Annotated in this window: 17 protein-coding genes and 1 riboswitch; of the genes, 9 read left to right on the top strand and 8 right to left on the bottom strand. The window is 60.8% G+C overall.

Going from position 1 to position 16757, the window contains the following annotated elements; all coding sequences use genetic code 11:
* Nucleotides 1–190 precede the first annotated feature (190 nt).
* The 4 genes from QP994_RS10210 to nrdI all read right to left on the bottom strand — a co-directional run bounded on the left by QP994_RS10210 (nucleotide 191) and on the right by nrdI (nucleotide 5450).
* Nucleotides 191–1345, bottom strand: a complete 1155-nt coding sequence (locus QP994_RS10210) for an ATP-binding protein (protein ID WP_284866643.1) — start codon at nucleotides 1343–1345, stop codon at nucleotides 191–193.
* Between the two features lie 281 nt (nucleotides 1346–1626).
* A complete protein-coding gene (gene nrdF, locus QP994_RS10205; protein WP_016664111.1) occupies nucleotides 1627–2655 on the bottom strand; it encodes a class 1b ribonucleoside-diphosphate reductase subunit beta in 1029 nt (342 codons plus the stop codon).
* Nucleotides 2656–2769: 114 nt separating this feature from the next.
* Nucleotides 2770–4944, bottom strand: coding sequence for a class 1b ribonucleoside-diphosphate reductase subunit alpha (gene nrdE / locus QP994_RS10200; RefSeq protein WP_284866641.1), 2175 nt, complete (start codon nucleotides 4942–4944; stop codon nucleotides 2770–2772).
* Entirely contained in the window at nucleotides 4941–5450 is a 510-nt protein-coding gene (gene nrdI, locus QP994_RS10195; protein WP_016664109.1) for a class Ib ribonucleoside-diphosphate reductase assembly flavoprotein NrdI, read from the bottom strand. Before nrdI ends, nrdE begins: the two co-directional genes overlap by 4 nt.
* A 231-nt stretch (nucleotides 5451–5681) precedes the next feature.
* Between nrdI and QP994_RS10190 the strand changes: the two genes are divergently transcribed.
* From QP994_RS10190 to QP994_RS10180, 3 genes are all read left to right on the top strand, one after another.
* Nucleotides 5682–5966 carry a transposase gene (locus tag QP994_RS10190; RefSeq protein ID WP_016664108.1) on the top strand — a complete coding sequence of 95 codons (285 nt, stop codon included), beginning with the start codon at nucleotides 5682–5684 and terminating at the stop codon, nucleotides 5964–5966.
* Nucleotides 5936–6817, top strand: a complete 882-nt coding sequence (locus QP994_RS10185) for an IS3 family transposase (protein ID WP_284866639.1) — start codon at nucleotides 5936–5938, stop codon at nucleotides 6815–6817. The genes QP994_RS10190 and QP994_RS10185 overlap by 31 nt, the downstream gene beginning before the upstream one ends.
* Before the next feature lie 135 nt (nucleotides 6818–6952).
* Nucleotides 6953–8818 carry a phosphoenolpyruvate carboxykinase (GTP) gene (locus QP994_RS10180; RefSeq protein ID WP_284866637.1) on the top strand — a complete coding sequence of 622 codons (1866 nt, stop codon included), beginning with the start codon at nucleotides 6953–6955 and terminating at the stop codon, nucleotides 8816–8818.
* 112 nt (nucleotides 8819–8930) lie between these two features.
* On the opposite strand, the gene QP994_RS10175 is transcribed toward QP994_RS10180, so the two are convergent.
* From QP994_RS10175 to QP994_RS10160, 4 genes are all read right to left on the bottom strand, one after another.
* The gene (locus QP994_RS10175; protein ID WP_019174205.1) at nucleotides 8931–9503 is read right to left on the bottom strand and encodes an NADPH-dependent FMN reductase; all 573 of its coding nucleotides are present in this window, start codon (nucleotides 9501–9503) and stop codon (nucleotides 8931–8933) included.
* Nucleotides 9504–9673: 170 nt separating this feature from the next.
* On the bottom strand, nucleotides 9674–10270 hold the full coding sequence (locus QP994_RS10170; RefSeq protein WP_157034429.1) for a hypothetical protein: 597 nt from the start codon (nucleotides 10268–10270) through the stop codon (nucleotides 9674–9676).
* A 33-nt stretch (nucleotides 10271–10303) separates the two neighbouring features.
* Nucleotides 10304–10421: riboswitch (SAM riboswitch) on the bottom strand.
* 75 nt (nucleotides 10422–10496) lie between these two features.
* Nucleotides 10497–10760 carry a YlcI/YnfO family protein gene (locus QP994_RS10165; RefSeq protein WP_042406070.1) on the bottom strand — a complete coding sequence of 88 codons (264 nt, stop codon included), beginning with the start codon at nucleotides 10758–10760 and terminating at the stop codon, nucleotides 10497–10499.
* A 191-nt stretch (nucleotides 10761–10951) separates the two neighbouring features.
* Entirely contained in the window at nucleotides 10952–11545 is a 594-nt protein-coding gene (locus QP994_RS10160) for a peptidase dimerization domain-containing protein (RefSeq protein WP_284866634.1), read from the bottom strand.
* 61 nt (nucleotides 11546–11606) lie between these two features.
* Here QP994_RS10160 and QP994_RS10155 point away from each other — a divergent pair, with 61 nt between their 5' ends.
* The 6 genes from QP994_RS10155 to QP994_RS10130 all read left to right on the top strand — a co-directional run.
* Nucleotides 11607–13160, top strand: coding sequence for a DNA primase family protein (locus QP994_RS10155; RefSeq protein WP_284866632.1), 1554 nt, complete (start codon nucleotides 11607–11609; stop codon nucleotides 13158–13160).
* 136 nt (nucleotides 13161–13296) lie between these two features.
* The gene (locus QP994_RS10150; RefSeq protein WP_181998984.1) at nucleotides 13297–13575 is read left to right on the top strand and encodes a VRR-NUC domain-containing protein; all 279 of its coding nucleotides are present in this window, start codon (nucleotides 13297–13299) and stop codon (nucleotides 13573–13575) included.
* Nucleotides 13556–14917 carry an SNF2-related protein gene (locus QP994_RS10145; RefSeq protein ID WP_284866630.1) on the top strand — a complete coding sequence of 454 codons (1362 nt, stop codon included), beginning with the start codon at nucleotides 13556–13558 and terminating at the stop codon, nucleotides 14915–14917. Before QP994_RS10150 ends, QP994_RS10145 begins: the two co-directional genes overlap by 20 nt.
* On the top strand, nucleotides 14914–15378 hold the full coding sequence (locus QP994_RS10140) for a hypothetical protein (protein ID WP_284866628.1): 465 nt from the start codon (nucleotides 14914–14916) through the stop codon (nucleotides 15376–15378). The genes QP994_RS10145 and QP994_RS10140 overlap by 4 nt, the downstream gene beginning before the upstream one ends.
* Before the next feature lie 155 nt (nucleotides 15379–15533).
* Nucleotides 15534–15911 carry an HNH endonuclease gene (locus QP994_RS10135; protein WP_284866626.1) on the top strand — a complete coding sequence of 126 codons (378 nt, stop codon included), beginning with the start codon at nucleotides 15534–15536 and terminating at the stop codon, nucleotides 15909–15911.
* Between the two features lie 247 nt (nucleotides 15912–16158).
* On the top strand, nucleotides 16159–16757 hold a 599-nt coding region (locus tag QP994_RS10130), incomplete at its 3' end, for a P27 family phage terminase small subunit (RefSeq protein ID WP_284866624.1).

Here is a 16757-nt window from a genome sequence, read left to right as displayed (position 1 = left end):
CGAAATCTGCGATCTTTCTGCGCTTATGCAATGGAATAGCCATCCGGCTATTCCACCGCCGTAACCGTCCAAAAAGCCACTAGACATCACACATGACGGCTAGATCGAGAAAAACAAAGACCGGCCCTGGGCTCCCACCAAAATGGGTAGCGGTACCGGTCATGTTGGTATTCAGGCTAGGCGATGACACCTAGCTGTGCAACGGTGAGGGCTCGACAAGCCACTCGATAATGTTTTTGTGTTGGATCCCGTCGCGGCTCATGTCGAACTGGTCCATGCTCAGCACGGTTTTCGGGAAGTTGTCGGTAACCCCGCGAAAGGCACCGAACTCGCGGTCGACGGTGTTTTGGCTGCCGAGCAGGTAACTCACCTGGAAGTACTCAGTGTCGGAACCTTTGCGGGCGATGAAGTCAATCTCGCGCGCGCCGGCTCTTCCGACACTTACCTCGTACCCGCGCGCAAGCAGCTCCACGCACACGATGTTTTCGAGGGTCAGCTCAATGTCGGCCTGGTTCGAAAGGCCGAGCGTTTCACGAAAACCGTGATCCACCGCATAGTACTTCTCAGTTGCCCGAAGCCTCGCCTTCCCCGCAATGTCAAAGCGCGGAACCCGATAAATCAAGAAAGCGTTCACGCAAAACTCAAGGTAGTTCAACACGGTATCAACCGAAACGGTGCGCCCCTCGCTTTTGAAAAAACGCACCAGTGACTGCGCCGAGAAGGTTTTTCCAATATTTGCGAAGCAGTAACCGACGATGCGGTGAAAAATGTCGACGTCGCGGATCTGGTGATACTCAATCACGTCTTTGAGCACAACCGAGTTGTACACCGAGTCAAGGTAGTCGAGCGAGGGTTCCCGGTCGAGGTTGAAGTATTTCAACGCCGGGAAACCGCCGAACTGCACAAAGTGCTGGAAGCGTTCGCTCAGTGTGCGGTCGCTTTGGCGGTGCAGCTCGACAAATTCCGCAAACGAAAACGGTTGGATCAAGAACTCAACGTAGCGACCGGCAAGATGTGTGGCGAGATCACCGGAAAGCATGCGCGAATTCGACCCGGTGACATAGATATCTGCGTCATAGTCGACGCGGATCGCGTTGATGGCTTTCTCCCAGTCGGCGACCTGCTGAATTTCGTCAAAGAAGAAATACGCGCGGGTGTTTTTGTTGAGGTTTTCGGCTTCGATGCGCCGTAGCAGCGCCGCTGCGTCTGTGATGTGAAGCCCGTCAGCGGACTCAAAATTCATCGCAAACACTTGTGGATCAGCGCTGCCCGCGCGAATCACTTCTTGCAGCTGCTGCAGAATCGTAGATTTGCCGCAGCGACGCACACCGGTGAGCACCTTCACGAGGGGTTTGTCGATAAAGGGCTAGATCCGCGAAAAGTATCTCGGGCGTTCAATGATTCTGTCCACCACAAACCTCCCTGTTTTGTCGAGTATAGTCGACAAGCTGCTACTTTGCGGAGGTTTTGTCGATCATAGTCGACAAGAATCGCGCTGGCTCGGGCACAAAACAGCGCACCGCGGGAAGGTTGCCGGCGTGTGCCAGCGTCCAACCCGCGGTGCGCTATTCGGACGGTGCGGCCCGAATCGAGCTGCTGAGCCCTCGAGCCGTTAAGCCCTTGAGCCTAGAAGTCCCAGTCGTCGTCGGTGGTGTCTTCGCCCTTACCGATGATGTAGCTCGATCCTGATCCACTGAAGAAGTCGTGGTTTTCGTTGCTGCCAGGTGACAGCGCCGCGAGAATCTCAGGGTTCACTTCGGTCTCTTCAGCGGTAAACCGCGACGGGTAACCGAGGTTCATCAGCGCCTTGTTCGCGTTGTAACGCACGAACACGGCAACGTCGTCCATCAGGCCGAGCGGCTCGTACAGCTCACCCGAGTACTGCAGCTCAAGCTCGTAGAGCTCTTCCAGCAGGTCGAAGGTGAACTTGCGCATCTCTTCCTGACGCTCTTTGCTCTGCGTCTCGAGTCCGCGCTGGTACTTGTAACCCGAGTAGTAACCATGCACTGCCTTGTCACGCAGAATCAGGCGGATCATGTCTGCGGTGTTCGTCAGCGTCGCGTGCACCGAGAAGTGCAGCGGCAGGTAGAACCCTGCGTACAGCAGCAGCGACGACAGCAGCGTCGAAGACACTTTACGCTTGAGCGGATCATCGCCGTAGTAGTGGTGCAGCACCTTCTTGCAGCGTTCCTGCAGCAGATCGTTGGCAACTGCCCAGCGGTAGGCGTCGTCGATTTCCGGGGTGCTCGTCAGCGTTGAGAACACCGAGGAGTACGAGCGGGCGTGCACCGACTGCATGAACGCAATGTTGGTGTAGACGGCCTCTTCGTGTTCGGTGCGGGAGTCTTGGATCTGCACGATCTCACCGACAGTTGCCTGCACGGTGTCGAGCATGGTCAGACCGGTGAAGACGCGCATCGTGAGGGTGCGCTCTTCCTGGGTCATTTTCTGCCACGCGGGGATGTCGTTTGACAGCGGCACCTTCTCTGGCAGCCAGAAGTTCGCGGTCAGACGGTTCCACACCTCGAGGTCTTTGTCGTCGGTGACGCGGTTCCAGTTAATGGGGCGCAGCCGCGCTGCCGGGTCGTGGCGGTACGACGGCGGGGTGACCGAGATCTCTTGCAGCGGGCGGTCGGTGTTCAACGGATCAGTCATAGTTCAATAAAGCTCTTTCACTAGTGATGTCTGGTGGTCAGTGCGCGGAGTGCGCGGACGGCGCGCGGTGCGCCCGCGCGCGCAGCACGGGCGCACACGCGGGCGCGAACGCGACTACAGCGCGCAGGAAACGCAGCCTTCGATCTCGGTTCCCTCGAGCGCGGGCTGGCGCAGGCGGATGTAGTACAGCGTCTTGATGCCCTTGCGCCACGCGTAGATCTGCGCGCGGTTGATGTCGCGAGTGGTCGCCTCGTCTTTAAAGAACAGCGTGAGCGACAGACCCTGATCCACGTGCTTGGTCGCAGCAGCGTAGGTGTCGATGATCTTCTCGGCGCCGATTTCGTAGGCGTCTTCGAAGAACTCGAGGTTGTCGTTTGTCATGTGCGGAGCCGGGTAGTACACGCGGCCGAGCTTGCCCTCTTTACGAATCTCAATCTTCGAGGCGATCGGGTGGATCGAAGCCGTCGAGTTGTTCACGTAGCTAATTGACCCGGTCGGTGGCACCGCCTGCAGGTACGCGTTGTAGATACCGTGTTCGCGGATCGACTCGCGCAGCTGTTCCCAGTCCGCAACCGTCGGCAGCGCAACTCCAGCCTCGGCGAAGAGCTCACGCACCCGCGCGGTTTCTGGCACCCACTCCTCGGCCGTGTAACGGTCGAAGTAGCTGCCGTCAGCGTAGTCGCTCTTCTCGAAGCCCGCGAAGGTCGCACCGCGGTCAATCGCCAGCTGGTTCGAAGCGCGCAGCGCGTGGTAGGTCACCGTGCGGAAGTACGCGTCGGTGAAGTCAATTCCCTCTTCGCTGCCGTAGTGGATGCGCTGCGAAGCGAGGTAGCCGTGCAGGTTCATCTGGCCGAGGCCGATGGCGTGTGACGCACGGTTACCCTCGGCAATTGACGGCACCGCCTGAATGTCGGTCTGATCCGACACACTCGTCAGCGCCCGCACCGCAATCTCAACGGTTGCGCCGAAGTCCGGGCTGGCCATTGCCTGCGCAATGTTCAGCGAGCCGAGGTTGCACGAAATGTCGTGACCGATCGTCTCGTACCCGATTGCGGCGTCGTACTCAGAGGCGGTGTTCACCTGCAGAATCTCCGAGCACAGGTTCGACATGTTGATGTGCCCCTCGAGCGGGTTCGCACGGTTCACAGTGTCTTCGAACAGCACGTACGGGTAGCCCGACTCGAACTGCAGCTCAGCGAGGGTCTTGAAGAACTCGCGCGCGCTGATCGTGGTCTTGCGGATCCGCGGGTTCGCGACGAACTCGTCGTAGCGCTCGGTGATTGACTGATCCGAAAGCGGAATACCGGTTTCGCGAAGCACATCGTAGGGGCTAAACAGGTGCATATCTTTGTTCTGCTTAGCCAGTTCGAAGGTCACATCCGGAATCACAACCCCAACCGACAGGGTCTTAATGCGGATCTTCTCGTCAGCGTTTTCACGCTTCGTGTCGAGGAACCGCATAATGTCGGGGTGGTGCGCGTGCAGGTACGCAGCGCCTGCGCCCTGGCGAGCGCCGAGCTGGTTCGCGTAGCTGAAGCTGTCTTCGAGGATCTTCATCACGGGAACAACACCGGAAGCCTGGTTCTCGACCTGCTTAATCGGGGCACCCGCCTCGCGGAGGTTTGACAGCAGCAGCGCCACACCGCCGCCGCGCTTGGACAGCTGCAGCGCAGAGTTAACGCTGCGGCCAATCGATTCGAGATTGTCTTCAACGCGCAGCAGGAAGCACGACACGAGCTCGCCGCGCTGTTTCTTACCCGCGTTCAAGAACGTCGGAGTTGCCGGCTGGAAACGGCCCGAGAGGATCTCGGTGACCGTCTTCGAAGCCAGTTCCTCGTCACCCTGACCGAGGAACAGCGCCGTGGCAACAACTCGCTGCTCGAAGTTTTCGAGGAAGAGGCTGCCGTCGAAGGTTTTCAGCGCGTAGGAGGTGAAGAACTTAAACGCACCGAGGAAGGTCTGGAACTTGTGCCCGAAAGCGTCGGCCTGTTCGTGGAGGCGCTCGACGAAGTCCTTGTCGTAGGCGCGCAGGTATTCGGCTTCGTAGTACTCGTTTTCGATCAGCCACTCCAGGCGTTCCCACACCGAAGCGAACTGCTTCGTGTTCGGGATGACCTGCTGGTTCAGGTAGGCCTCCGCCGCTTCGTGATCCTTGCCAAACTGGATCGACCCGTCCGCCGCAAACAGGTTCAGCTGGGCGTTGAGCGCGTGGTAGTCCTTCCGCTCGCCGACCCCGCCAACCCGTGCAGTGTTGGGGGTGGTTGTTTCTGATGGTGTGGCGATCGTCATGCGACGTCCTCCTCATTTGCTTCTGCTTCTAATGTGTTCTGTCGTGCCCAAAATTCGTCTAAACCAGCCTTGACTCGAGCAACGTCGCGGTTGGTGCCAAGAAGTTCAAAGCGGTACAGCTCAGGAACTTTGCACTTGGCTGAGATGATCGGTCCTGCGATGCAGTAGTGCTCACCGAAGTTGGTGTTCCCCGCGGTAATCACGCCGCGGATCAGCGCGCGGTTTGCAGGATCGTTCAGGAACGTAATCACCTGCCGCGGCACCGCCCCGGCCTGCGCTCCGCCGCCGTAGGTCGGAACCACGAGCACGTAGGGCCTGGTCACTCGGATCATTCCCTCTGTGCGCGGTCGGAGTGGGATCCGCACCGCCGGGCGCTCGAGCTTCTCGACGAAGCGGAGGGTGTTCTCCGAAACGCTCGAGAAAAACACCAGGTCAGGTGAATCTTGCCCCTCGAGCACTCGCACCTCCGCGACGCTTCGTGTTCGGCCTTCCCTGCGTTCACTCATCAGCATGTTCTCCTCTCAGCATTTGCACCTCAGCAATCCCACCCCTACATCTAGTCCTGGCCCACATTGCGGGCACCACATATAGTGTTTAGCACGAATAATCTCACAAATCTACGACACGCCGAAGTACAGACTACGTCATACCGAACCTGGAGTGCTCTAGGTTTTTAGGTCCAGGTGACTTGAGTGCTGTCCATTGATGCCCTGCCTGTGGGTGGGGAGAATGGATGAATGGTGAAGAAATTCAGCAAGCATACTCCCGAGCAGATTGTTCGTAAGCTCGATAGGGCGCGGGAATTGAAGGAATCGGGATCAACTACAGCTCAGATCCTGACCACGTTGGGGATTAGCGAAGCCACGTTGAACAGGTGGCAGGCTACCTATGGGGCGATGACCAAGAGCGAGGCGAAAGAGCTCCAGCGCCTGCGCGAGGAAAACACGCGCCTCAAACGCCTCCTAGGTCAGGCAGAGCTGGAAAAGGCTGCGTGGAAAGAATTGTCGGAGGGAAACTTCTAAGCCCAGCTCGCCGCCATGATGCCGTCTGGCATCTGGTCGGGCTGGGCTACTCCCAAAGACTTGCCTGCCAGATTGTTGGGCTCTCTCGCAGTGCTTACCGGCGCGCTAGGACCCGCGAGAACAAGCCGGATAAGTACGCGGACCTACGGGCGTGGATGCACGACTTCGTTAAGGATCATCGCCGGTGGGGACACCGGCGCGCCTGGAGAAACGCCCTCGCCGAAGGGTACGGGATATGCCGCGAGACTTTCCGCAGGATCTGGCGTGAAGAGGGCTTGCGTGTCTTGCCTAGGAAGAAGCTCAAGCGTCTAGCTGCCGATACCCATCGTGATGTTCCTGCCGGCCAGTACCCGAACAACGTGTGGGCGTTGGACTTCCAGTTCGATTCAACCTGGCACGGCAAGACAATCAAAATCTGTAACATTATCGATGAATACACCCGCGAACACCTCGCCTTCACGGTCGACAAGAACATTAACGCGGTCTCGGTGACCGAACTCCTTGACGTGGCTTGTCTGGAGCACTGCGGGCGCCCGCGGGTGATCCGGATGGATAACGGGCCCGAGTTCATCGCTCATGCGCTCCAGGAGTGGGCAGCCGAGGGTGAGACAATCCAGGCATTCATCCCACCAGGCCAGCCCTGGCATAACGGGTTCGTTGAGTCTTTCCATAACCGGATGAGAGACGAACTCTTGGAGGACAACAGTATCGAGAATCTCGAGCATGCCCGCCTACTCGTGGCCCAATGGTCATCACGTTACAATAACTTCCATCCGCATTCCTCACTCGGCTACCTCAGCCCACGGAAATACGCGGAACAATGGAAACAAGAAAACACGGTCAACACTTAAACCGAGTGGGCCTAATTCTTAGGCCACTCCAAACCCAAGACTCAAAGGGGATACTTATGGTGCTGTCAGACTCGACGTACTACGGTAGAGATCACAAGTGAGACCCGGAAACTAAAGAATGAATGAGGGCGCCTAGTGACCGCATCAAAGCAATTTCAAGTTCCTCCAGAGATTCACGTGGAAAGCGTTCGCGCTTTTGTGAGCGAGTGGGCAGAGATCACCAATCCTGAAAAGATCGAGCTCGTCTCAGCAGCGGATGACGCCAGGCTGCTCGAAGAGGCCATCGCCGCCGGCGAAATGCTGCGCGCAGGCAAAGGTCGCTACTACTCACGGTCACACCCGAAAGACACCGCCCGCACCGAAGAGCGCACCTTTGTCGCCACGGCTGACGAGGCGGATCGCGGGCGCTACAACAACTGGCGCCACTCAAGCGAGGTCAAACCGCTGCTGACGAGCCGCATGCGCGGCGCTTCGGCGGGTAAAACCATGTACGTGGTGCCGTACCTGATGGCCCCTCCCGGCACCCCGCTTGCGAACTTCGCGCTCGGAGTTGAGCTCACCGACGACCGCAACGTGGTGCTGCAGATGATCCGCATGGCCCGCGTCGGAATTGAGCACTTCGACGGTGTCAGCGACCAGGACTTCTTCGTGCGCGGTGTGCACGTCACCGGTGACCTGACCGCGCTGCAGCAGGGCACCGACGCCGACGAGCGGATGTTTGTGACCGTCGCAGACGAGCGCACCATTTTGCACTTCGGCTCCGCGTACGGCGGCAACGCGCTGCTTGGTAAAATCGCCCACGGTCTGCGCCAGGCGTCCTACGACGGTTACGCCTCAGGGAAGTTCCTCGCGGAGCAGTTCCTGCTGCTTGGGATCCACGACCGTGAAACCGGCGTCACCACGCACGTGTGCGGCGGCTTCCCGAGCGCGTCAGGGAAAACCAACCTCGCGATGACGCTGCCGCCAAACGGACTCGGCGACCGCTACCGCGTTGATTTTTACGGCGACGACATCGCCTGGATGTGGGTTGACGACGAAGGGAAACTCCGTGCCATCAACCCCGAAAACGGTGCCTTCGGTGTCGCAAAAGACACCAACGAGGGTTCCAACCCCACCGCGATGGCGGCAATCGCTGAGGGATCGGGCACGATCTTCACCAACACCGCCTACAACGAAGTCACCGGCGAGGTGTGGTGGGAGGGTCTCACCCCCGAACCCCCGGCCGACCCGGCAGGGTGGCTCGACTGGACCGGCGCGAAAATCACCGACCGCACCGCCGAGCAGCAAAACGAACCGTGGGCGCACCCGAACAGCCGCTTCACGATTCCGCTGGAGCGCATCCCGAACCTCGCCGAAGACGTCTCCAAACCCGAGGGCGTGGTCGTTGACGCGATTATCTTCGGTGGCCGCACCCGCGATCGTGAACCGCTGATCCGCGCAATCGACAACCTTGTTGATGGCGTCTACGACGGGCTGACACTCGGCGCCGAGGCGACTTTCGCAGCGGACGGGCTTGACGGGCAGCTGCGTTACGACCCGATGTCGATGCGTCCGTTCTTCTCGTACTCCGAGGGTCGCTACGCCGAACACTGGCTTAAAGTGCTCGGGCAGCTGAAAGGGATGCCGATGTTTGCCCACGTCAACTGGTTCCAGCGCGAACCCGAAACCGGTCGTTACCTGTGGCCGGGCTTCCGCGAGAACCTGCGCGCGCTGAACTGGCTCACACAGTACCGCGACGGCAAAGTCAAGGGACGCAAAACCCCGATCGGCGTGCTCCCGCTTGTTGAAGAGCTCGACTTTACCGGTCTCGAAATCGACGCGGCGGATCTCGACAAACTGCTGCGGGTTGACGTTGAACGCTGGCTGCAGGAAACCGATCACCGCGCTGAGCACCTGCGCGAGCTGCCCGATATGCCGCGCGAAATCTGGGACGCACACGAGGCGCTTGTCGAGGCGTTGCGGGCCGAGGCGGCAACTGACGCAGGGGGCGCAGACAGCTAGCGCCTGCGCCACCGCGCGGCCGCGGCGACACAAAACTGCCACACAACAAACGAGGGGGAAACCGAAACGTGTTCGGTTTCCGCCTCGCCTTTGGGTTACGCGCCCGCGAAAACTAATCGCGGCTGGTTTTTTCGATCAGCTCAGCGAAGCGGTCAATGTATTTCTGCAGGAACTCAACGGTTGACTCGCGGGTGATCTTATCCCCGTCACCGAAAAGCTCAGGCGACTGCGATAGGAACACCTCGGGCTGGCCAAGCGTTGGCATGTCGAAGTAGGAAAGCGCAAGGCGCAGGTTCTTCTGCGACGAGTACCCGCCCATGCGTCCAACAGAGTGGCTCACAATTCCCGCCGGGAGTCCCTTCCACGCAACGTCGGCGTTGGGTTTCGACCCAATATCCACCGCGTTTTTCAGGCACGCCGGGATGGTGCGGTTGTTCTCCGGGGTCACAAACAGCACCCCGTCAGAGGCCTTAATCGTCTCGCGGAACTCCGTGTACTCCGCCGGCACCGGCTTGTCGGTGACCTCTGGGTCGTCGTAGTCGAAATCGTACAGCGGCAGGTCGCGGATCTCCACGATCTTCGCCTCGTACCCCTCAGGGAACATCGGAATCAGGTTGTGCGCAATCTTACGGGCAAAGGAGCCACGACGCAGGCTCCCAACAATCACACTCACGCGCTTCGTCATACGTTTCACTCTCTTTTCTCTATTTCAACTGTGGATCATGCACCGCGATCCGCGCCCTCATACGCCACAGACTCGCGCGGCGCGAGCTGCCGGTCGCTGCCCCAAGCCGAGCAGAACCGGCACTCGCTCACGAGGTCAAGCCTATGTTAACAATTCCGCCATTGCGAACCTCATGAGTAACCGAAGCTCCGAGCACCAAGCGCGGCCTGGTGCTCCCGGAACTTGCGGGGATCCAAGCCACTGGCTTTCAACTCTTTCGCGCGCTCCGGGTAACCAAACACCGACGGCAGTTCGCCCTGCGCAAGTTTCGCCCGGCTCTCCACCCGGACCTGCGAGTTGGGGTGGACGAAGCCGTGCGGTTCGTACTCGAAAAGCGCCCAGCACCACGCAAACGCCTCGCCCTTCGTGAGCCCGGCCCAGCGCCCCTCGGTGATCAGCGAATCAGCGTCGGGCATCGCGTACGCCTGCTCAACCCGCGCGCTCCCCTCTTCACGGAGGGTCTCAGCGGTGATCCGCTCTTCTTCTTCGCCGGCGCGAACAGCGTCAGCTGCCGCGGCCTCGATCAGTGCGGCGAAGTCGTCAAGTGACAGCGTGGCGCCGTTGTCACCGCCAGCGAATGCAACCGGCGGGTGCTCGCGCAAGATCTTCAGCAGCGACGCTCTCACGCGGTTCCCGAAACGAGTGCCGGGTTTGACCCCAGAGTAACCAAGCCCGATCCGGCTCCACCAGTCTTGGTCGGTCTCAAATGAAAAATGATGTGCAGACACGGAGCTCACGCCCCTTTCTTGGGGCAAGCGCCCCATCGAATCTTGCTCCATGAGATTTCATGAAGCCCGTTCTTCCCCTGGGACACCCGGGAATCGATGGATTCGGGTTGTCGCGTAACCGGCCAGGTACCTACGGTTACGACTCTTGAACGTGGAAGTGATCGTAGCACACAAAACGATCCGCTGTCACGGGTCGCCTTGGTCGCCTTGGTCGCCTTGATGAGGGCTACATCGCGTCGATGAGATCCCGAACGGCCTGCGAGATGCTCGTGCTGTGGGAGTGTGCGTAGTGTTCGAGTTTCGCGCGGCGCGCAGCATCGAGCCGCACAGTCACCGGGCGCACATCGGTTCCGACGCTGACGGGTCGACCGGGGCGTGACGGGCCGAGGTGGTCGCCGGTGTATCCCGCTTCGGATTCGTCCTCTGCCGCCCAGCGCTCAATTTGCTCATCGGTGAACTCAACCCCGTTTACATCGGTGTACGTGCTCATGACGCTACCTCCTTGCTCCAAGGCCTACCTCGATCAGAACTTTCTTTGTGGCAGGCATTGCGTGATAGATGAACCAACCATCCGGTTCGTCTTCCACTGCGACATATTCCAGGAGTCGGCCTGCGCCGTCGGCGCCCACACCATTTATTTATGTAAGACATAATTAATCTAAGGCGTAAACGGGCCTGTGTCTAGCGGTCGAGCCAGTGCCTTGTGGCGAGCACAAGCGCTGCAACACCGCGCTGCAGCGTCGGATCGATGACGGGTGCGTAGTGCGGTGAGTGGTTCGACGGCACATCGGTGTGGACCGTTCCCGCCGCCTCCGCCGCGGCGTACTCCGCGGCGTCGTGACCGCCGAGCATCCAGTACCCAAGCGGCACCCCCGTGGCTGTGGCGAGCACTCCGACGTCTTCGCTTCCGGAGAGCGCGCCGGGTGCGAAAAACGCGTCCTCCCCGAAGGCGTCAACAAAGACCGCGTTCAGTTCCTCCGTGATCTCCGGGTCGTTATAGGTGACCGGGAAACGGTCACCGAACTCAATCTTCGGTGGCCTTGGAGCGTTTGACGCCGCGGCCTCGGCCTCGATAACGCGCTGGATTCCCGCAACCAGGCGCTCGCGCACGGTCTCGCTGAAGCTGCGGACGCTCAGCCCGAGCGAGGCGGACTCCGGGATGATGTTGTTTTTGCTCCCGGCCTCGATCCGCCCGACAGTCACAACCGCGGTGTCACGCGGGCTGATCTCCCGCGACACCACGGTTTGTAAACGCATCACCGTGGCCGCCGCCATCACCACCGGGTCGATCGTTGTCTCCGGTTCCGAGCCGTGACCGCCCCTGCCGGAGGCGGAGGTGGAGTCGATCTGGCGGTCGGCCACCCGGTTCGCCAAGACGGTCGAGAACCAGCCCGGGTATGTGCCACCATCGGATTTTGAGGCGAGCCTGGATTCGGTACGCCCCGCCGATTACAGCGACGTCGGCCAAGCCCACGCCCTAACCAAGGCCTATCCGGACTCGCTGCGCTACTCGGAGGCCACGGATTGGCTCGTCTATTACGACGGTGTCTGGTACGAATCCGCTCCCGCTGCCCAAGCCGTCGCCCAGGAGCTCACCGAACGCCAACTGGCCGAGGCCCACGAGCTGCTCGAAGACGCCAAAGACCAGCTCGCTGCCACGGGGGCTGCCATGTTGTTGGCGTCGATGTCGAAGGCGAAAGCCCAGGCCATGTTTAACGCCGCCCAACAGGAGGCGTTCGCCGCGTTCGAGGACGCGAAAACCTATGCGGCCTACGCGCTCAAACGCCGAGAATCACGCGGGATCACCAACTGCCTGAAAGAAGCCCGCCCCATGCTGCTGACCACCCCTGAGCAGCTCGATGCCGACCCGTATCTGCTCAACACCCCATCAGGCACCTACGATCTGCGCCACGGGACCATGTCGCGCCACGACCATGATCCGGCGGATCTGGTGACCAAGCAGACCAGCCTCGACCCGGGCACCGACGGCGCGCACCTGTGGCAGGAAGCCCTCGAGGTGTTCTTCCAAGGCGATGCCGAGCTCATCGCCTACGTGCAGCGCATCGTCGGCTTGGCTGCGATCGGGCAGGTCTTCGTCGAAGCCCTCGTCATCGCTTACGGAGATGGTCGCAACGGCAAATCGACGTTCTGGAACACCATCGCCAGAGTCTTAGGCACGTATGCAGGCAACATGAGTGCTGATGTGCTCACGATCGGTGGGATGCGCAACGTCAAACCGGAGCTGGCTGAGGCCAAAGGCAAACGCCTCATCATCTCCGCCGAGTCCGAAGAAGGCGTGCGCATGTCCACCTCCGTGGTCAAGCAGCTGGCTTCCACCGATCAGATCTACGCGGAGAAGAAATACAAGGCACCGTTTGCCTTCACCCCGTCGCACACCTTGATTCTCTACACGAACCATCTGCCACGGGTGGGTGCGATGGATGCGGGCATCTGGCGCAGGCTCATCGTCATTCCCTTCGAGGCGAAGATCGAAGGCACATCCGACATCAAGAACTATGCCGACTACCTCTACACGCAGGCAGGCGGGGCGATCCTGGCCTGGATTATGGAGGGCGCGCGCCTCATCCACGCCGAGGACTACCACCTCAAGGCTCCTGCCCGAGTGGTGGAGGCATCGGCGGCGTATCGGGAAGAGAACAACTGGTTCGCTCAGTTCCTTGACGCCAACTGCGACCTTGACCCGGGGCTGTCGGAACGGGCCGGGGATTTGTATCAGGCCTATCGGGCGTGGGCGATGTCGACCTCCGGGTGGGCGCGTCCCATGGTCGATTTCAACGCCACCGTCGAACACCACGGCTTCACACGTAAAAGGACGATGCACGGCATGTTCGTCCACGGTTTGGCCTTGAAGAACGAGTTCGACAACTAATTCAGACGGGCCTTATGACGACCTATGACGACCCATATGTGAGTTTGCTATAGGGCAGAAAATATAGCCCTTAGGAAAAGTCCATATCGCATCGTCATAGGTCGTCATGGGCCTCTCACACGAGAGGACATGAACCATGAACGAGCAAGCAATCGAACAACACTTGAAAAAAGCCGTTGAGGCGATCGGTGGCCTGTGCTGGAAATTCACCAGCCCCGGCACCGCAGGGGTCCCAGACCGCATCTGCATCCATCGCGGACGCGTCATCTTCGTCGAACTCAAAGCACCCGGACGCCTCCCACGCCCCATCCAACGCCGCCGCATCCAGCAACTCACAGACCACGGCATGGACGTGATCATCGTCGACAGCATCGAAGGCGCAAAGGAGGTGGCTGATGCGCTACGAGCCGCATGACTACCAACAACTGGCCACCGCCTTCGTTGAAGACCACCCGCAGGCCGCGATCCTGCTCGGGATGGGGCTAGGCAAGACGGTGATCACCTTGACGGCAATCTGGAACCTGCTGCTGGACTCCTTCCACGCCCGCCGCGTCCTCATCGTCGCACCCCTGCGAGTCGCCCGCGACACCTGGCCCGCCGAGGCCACCAAATGGGACCACCTGGCAGGACTCACCATTGCCGTCGCCGTCGGGTCGAAAACCCAGCGGGTGGACGCGCTTGCCGCCGAGGCGATGGTGACCGTCATCAACCGCGAAAACGTGCCCTGGCTGGTGCGCCACCTCGGCAAAGCCTGGCCGTTCGACATGGTCGTCATCGACCAGCTGAGCTCGTTTAAGAACCACCGGGCGCAACGGTTCAAAGCACTCGCCGCCGTGCGGCCACGTCTCACCCGGATCGTGGGACTGACCGGCACGCCAGCAGCCAACGGGCTGATGGACCTGTGGGCGCAGTTCCGTCTCCTTGATGAGGGCCAGCGCCTCGGCAGGTTCATCACCCACTACCGCAACCGCTGGTTCGTACCCGATCGGCGAAACGGCCAGCAGATCTTCACCTACAAGCCCGCACCCGGTGCCGAGGACGAGATCTACGAGGCGATCAGCGACATCACCTTGTCGATGCGCACCACCGACTACCTGCGCCTGCCCGAGCTGACGGTCACCACGACGCTCGTCGACCTCGAACCGAAGGAGCTCAAAGCCTACGAGCGGTTGCGAGATGAGATGGTGCTCGACCTCGACGGGCAGGTCATCGATGCCGCGAACGCCGCAGCACTGTCAGGCAAGCTGCTACAGCTGGCCTCCGGTGCGATCTACGACGAGGACGGCAACACCGTGGTGGTGCACGACCGCAAGCTCGACGCGCTCGAAGACCTCGTGGAGGCGGCCAACGGCCAGCCGCTGCTCGTGGCCTACTGGTTCAAACACGACCGTGAGCGCATCACCGAACGCTTCCCTGGGGCCCGCGAGCTGAAAACCAGTACCGACATCAAAGCGTGGAACGCCCGCGAGATTCCGCTGGCGCTCATCCACCCGGCCTCAGCCGGACACGGGCTCAACCTCCAGCAAGGCGGCAACCTCCTGGTCTGGTTCTCCCTGACCTGGTCCTTGGAGCTCTACCAACAGACCAACGCAAGGCTCTACCGCCAGGGACAAGACCAGCCGGTGACGATCACCCACCTGGCTGCGGACGAAACGATCGACAATGCGGTGCTTGCCGCGTTGAAGAACAAAGACACAACCCAGGCCGCGTTAATCGACGCGGTCGCCACAACCCTTGGAAAGCAGGCACACTCATGAACGACCACCCCATCTGGGACTACTTCGACTACCGCAAAGCCGCCATCAGCGTGCTTCAGGACTACGCAACCCAAGCCATCATCCTGAGCCAAGGCGATAGCCACGCCGAAGAGCTCAAAACCTCGCTGACTTCCATCGCCTCGCCCCGTATCGACGGGCTGCCACGGGGCAACAACCCGCACGCCGGTGAAGCAAGAGTCTGCTCAATCCTCGACAACCTCGACGCGTTCAAAGCCCGCAACCAAAAGGCGCAGGCCTACATGGATTGGTTCAACCCGGCCTGGGAAAACCTCAGCGACGATGACCGGCTGGTCCTCGAGGTCTTCTTCCTCGACGACCTCTCCGCCGAGGACGCCGCCGTCAAAGTTGCCGAGCACTTCTACGTCGAACGCAAGACTGCCTTCGCCAAGAAGCAGCGCGCCCTTGCCCGCTTCGCGCGTCTCTTGTTCGGCAGAGACTGAAGCATTGGCGCGCATGAGTGTCGTAAAGAGGGGATGACTTTCAGGGTGTGCCTGTCGCATGCTGTAAGTGGTTGAAAAGTAGGTCCCGACCCCCAGACGAATCATCACGGTTCGTCTGGGGGTCGTTGCCATGAACGACAAGGGTGGTGAGACGGATGCCTTTCAAACCCAAGCGCCCGTGCTCCCACCCCGGCTGCCCCGAGCTGACCGAGACGCGGTTCTGCCCCGAGCACGCCCGCGCCGAGGACACCCGCTACCGGACCTACCAGCGCGACCCGAAAATCAACCGACGCTACGACCACCGGTGGCGAAAGATCCGCGCGGCCTACGTCGAAGCCCACCCGTTGTGCGAGGACTGCCTGGCCCGTGGCCGGTACACGCCCGTGGCTGAGGTCCACCACGTGATCCCGCTCGAACACGGCGGCACCCACGACGAGTCGAACCTGCGCTCGCTGTGCAAGCCGTGCCACTCGCGCCAGTCCGCACTCGATGGCGACCGGTGGCGGCAAGCCCCTCGGGTCTACAGCTACTAAAAAGCGCTGTGTACCCGCCTGTCGCAGCCTACCTGCCGACCCTCACCTGTGCCGACTTCGTGGCCGCTGGCCCGGCACGAGGCGACGTGGCGCGCTTGGCGAGTGGGTGGGGGCGAGCGGATCTCTACAGCTGGGCCGCTCCTCAGCGGGCGGGGCCAACCGTGCGCAAAACCGCCGAATCAAACGGGGTATTGACCCCTCACGCCCTCCACACCAGGGCACGATGCCCCAGGAAGGAGGCGAGACCATGGCCAAAGACGGCACCAACAGGGGCGGACGCAGGGTGCGCGCTGGGGCGAAACCCGAGGCGCTTTCCGACAAGCTCGCCACAGGTCGCCCCGCCACCCGGCTCACCACACCGGCCGAGCTCGATGTGTTCGACCTGGACGGCATCGACATCGGCGACGGTGCGCTGCTCGCAGGCGAGCCGATGCCAGAACCCGGCGAATATCTGTCGGCTGAGCAGCGTGACGGCCAACCGCTCGGCGCGGATTTGGTCTACCGGGAGACGTGGAGCTGGCTGGATGAACGTGGTTGCACCGAGTTCGTCTCCAAACGGCTCATTGAGCAGTACGCGCAGGCGTTCGCCCGCTACATCCAGTGTGAGCAGGCGATTGCCAAGTTCGGTCTGCTCGGCAAACACCCCACCACGGGAGCTGCGATCGCCAGCCCGTTCGTGGCCATGTCGCAGTCGTTCGGCAAGCAGGCCAACGTGTACTGGTACGAGATTGTTATGTCCATAGGGTTTTTGGACACGGAGTCCGGTGTCTTTTTGGACACGGGCTCCATGGTGTTTTTGGACACACTTCTAGTGGCTCATGGTTGTAGCCTGCGTTTCGGCCGGGG

Source organism: Corynebacterium sp. MSK044, from assembly GCF_030232825.1.
Lineage (GTDB): Bacteria > Actinomycetota > Actinomycetes > Mycobacteriales > Mycobacteriaceae > Corynebacterium.
Note: the sequence above shows the minus strand (reverse complement) of the source record. Positions and strands in the feature narration are given on the sequence as shown.

Bases quoted from the DNA above. Each gene is read 5' to 3' on its own strand.
- nrdF (WP_016664111.1), bottom strand. From the start codon at position 2,655: ATGACTGATCCGTTGAACACCGACCGCCCGCTGCAAGAGATCTCGGTC.
- nrdE (WP_284866641.1), bottom strand. From the start codon at position 4,944: ATGACGATCGCCACACCATCAGAAACAACCACCCCCAACACTGCACGG.
- nrdI (WP_016664109.1), bottom strand. From the start codon at position 5,450: ATGAGTGAACGCAGGGAAGGCCGAACACGAAGCGTCGCGGAGGTGCGA.
- QP994_RS10190 (WP_016664108.1), top strand. From the start codon at position 5,682: ATGGTGAAGAAATTCAGCAAGCATACTCCCGAGCAGATTGTTCGTAAG.
- QP994_RS10175 (WP_019174205.1), bottom strand. From the start codon at position 9,503: ATGACGAAGCGCGTGAGTGTGATTGTTGGGAGCCTGCGTCGTGGCTCC.
- QP994_RS10165 (WP_042406070.1), bottom strand. From the start codon at position 10,760: ATGAGCACGTACACCGATGTAAACGGGGTTGAGTTCACCGATGAGCAA.
- QP994_RS10160 (WP_284866634.1), bottom strand. From the start codon at position 11,545: ATGGCGGCGGCCACGGTGATGCGTTTACAAACCGTGGTGTCGCGGGAG.
- QP994_RS10150 (WP_181998984.1), top strand. From the start codon at position 13,297: ATGAACGAGCAAGCAATCGAACAACACTTGAAAAAAGCCGTTGAGGCG.
- QP994_RS10145 (WP_284866630.1), top strand. From the start codon at position 13,556: ATGCGCTACGAGCCGCATGACTACCAACAACTGGCCACCGCCTTCGTT.
- QP994_RS10140 (WP_284866628.1), top strand. From the start codon at position 14,914: ATGAACGACCACCCCATCTGGGACTACTTCGACTACCGCAAAGCCGCC.
- QP994_RS10135 (WP_284866626.1), top strand. From the start codon at position 15,534: ATGCCTTTCAAACCCAAGCGCCCGTGCTCCCACCCCGGCTGCCCCGAG.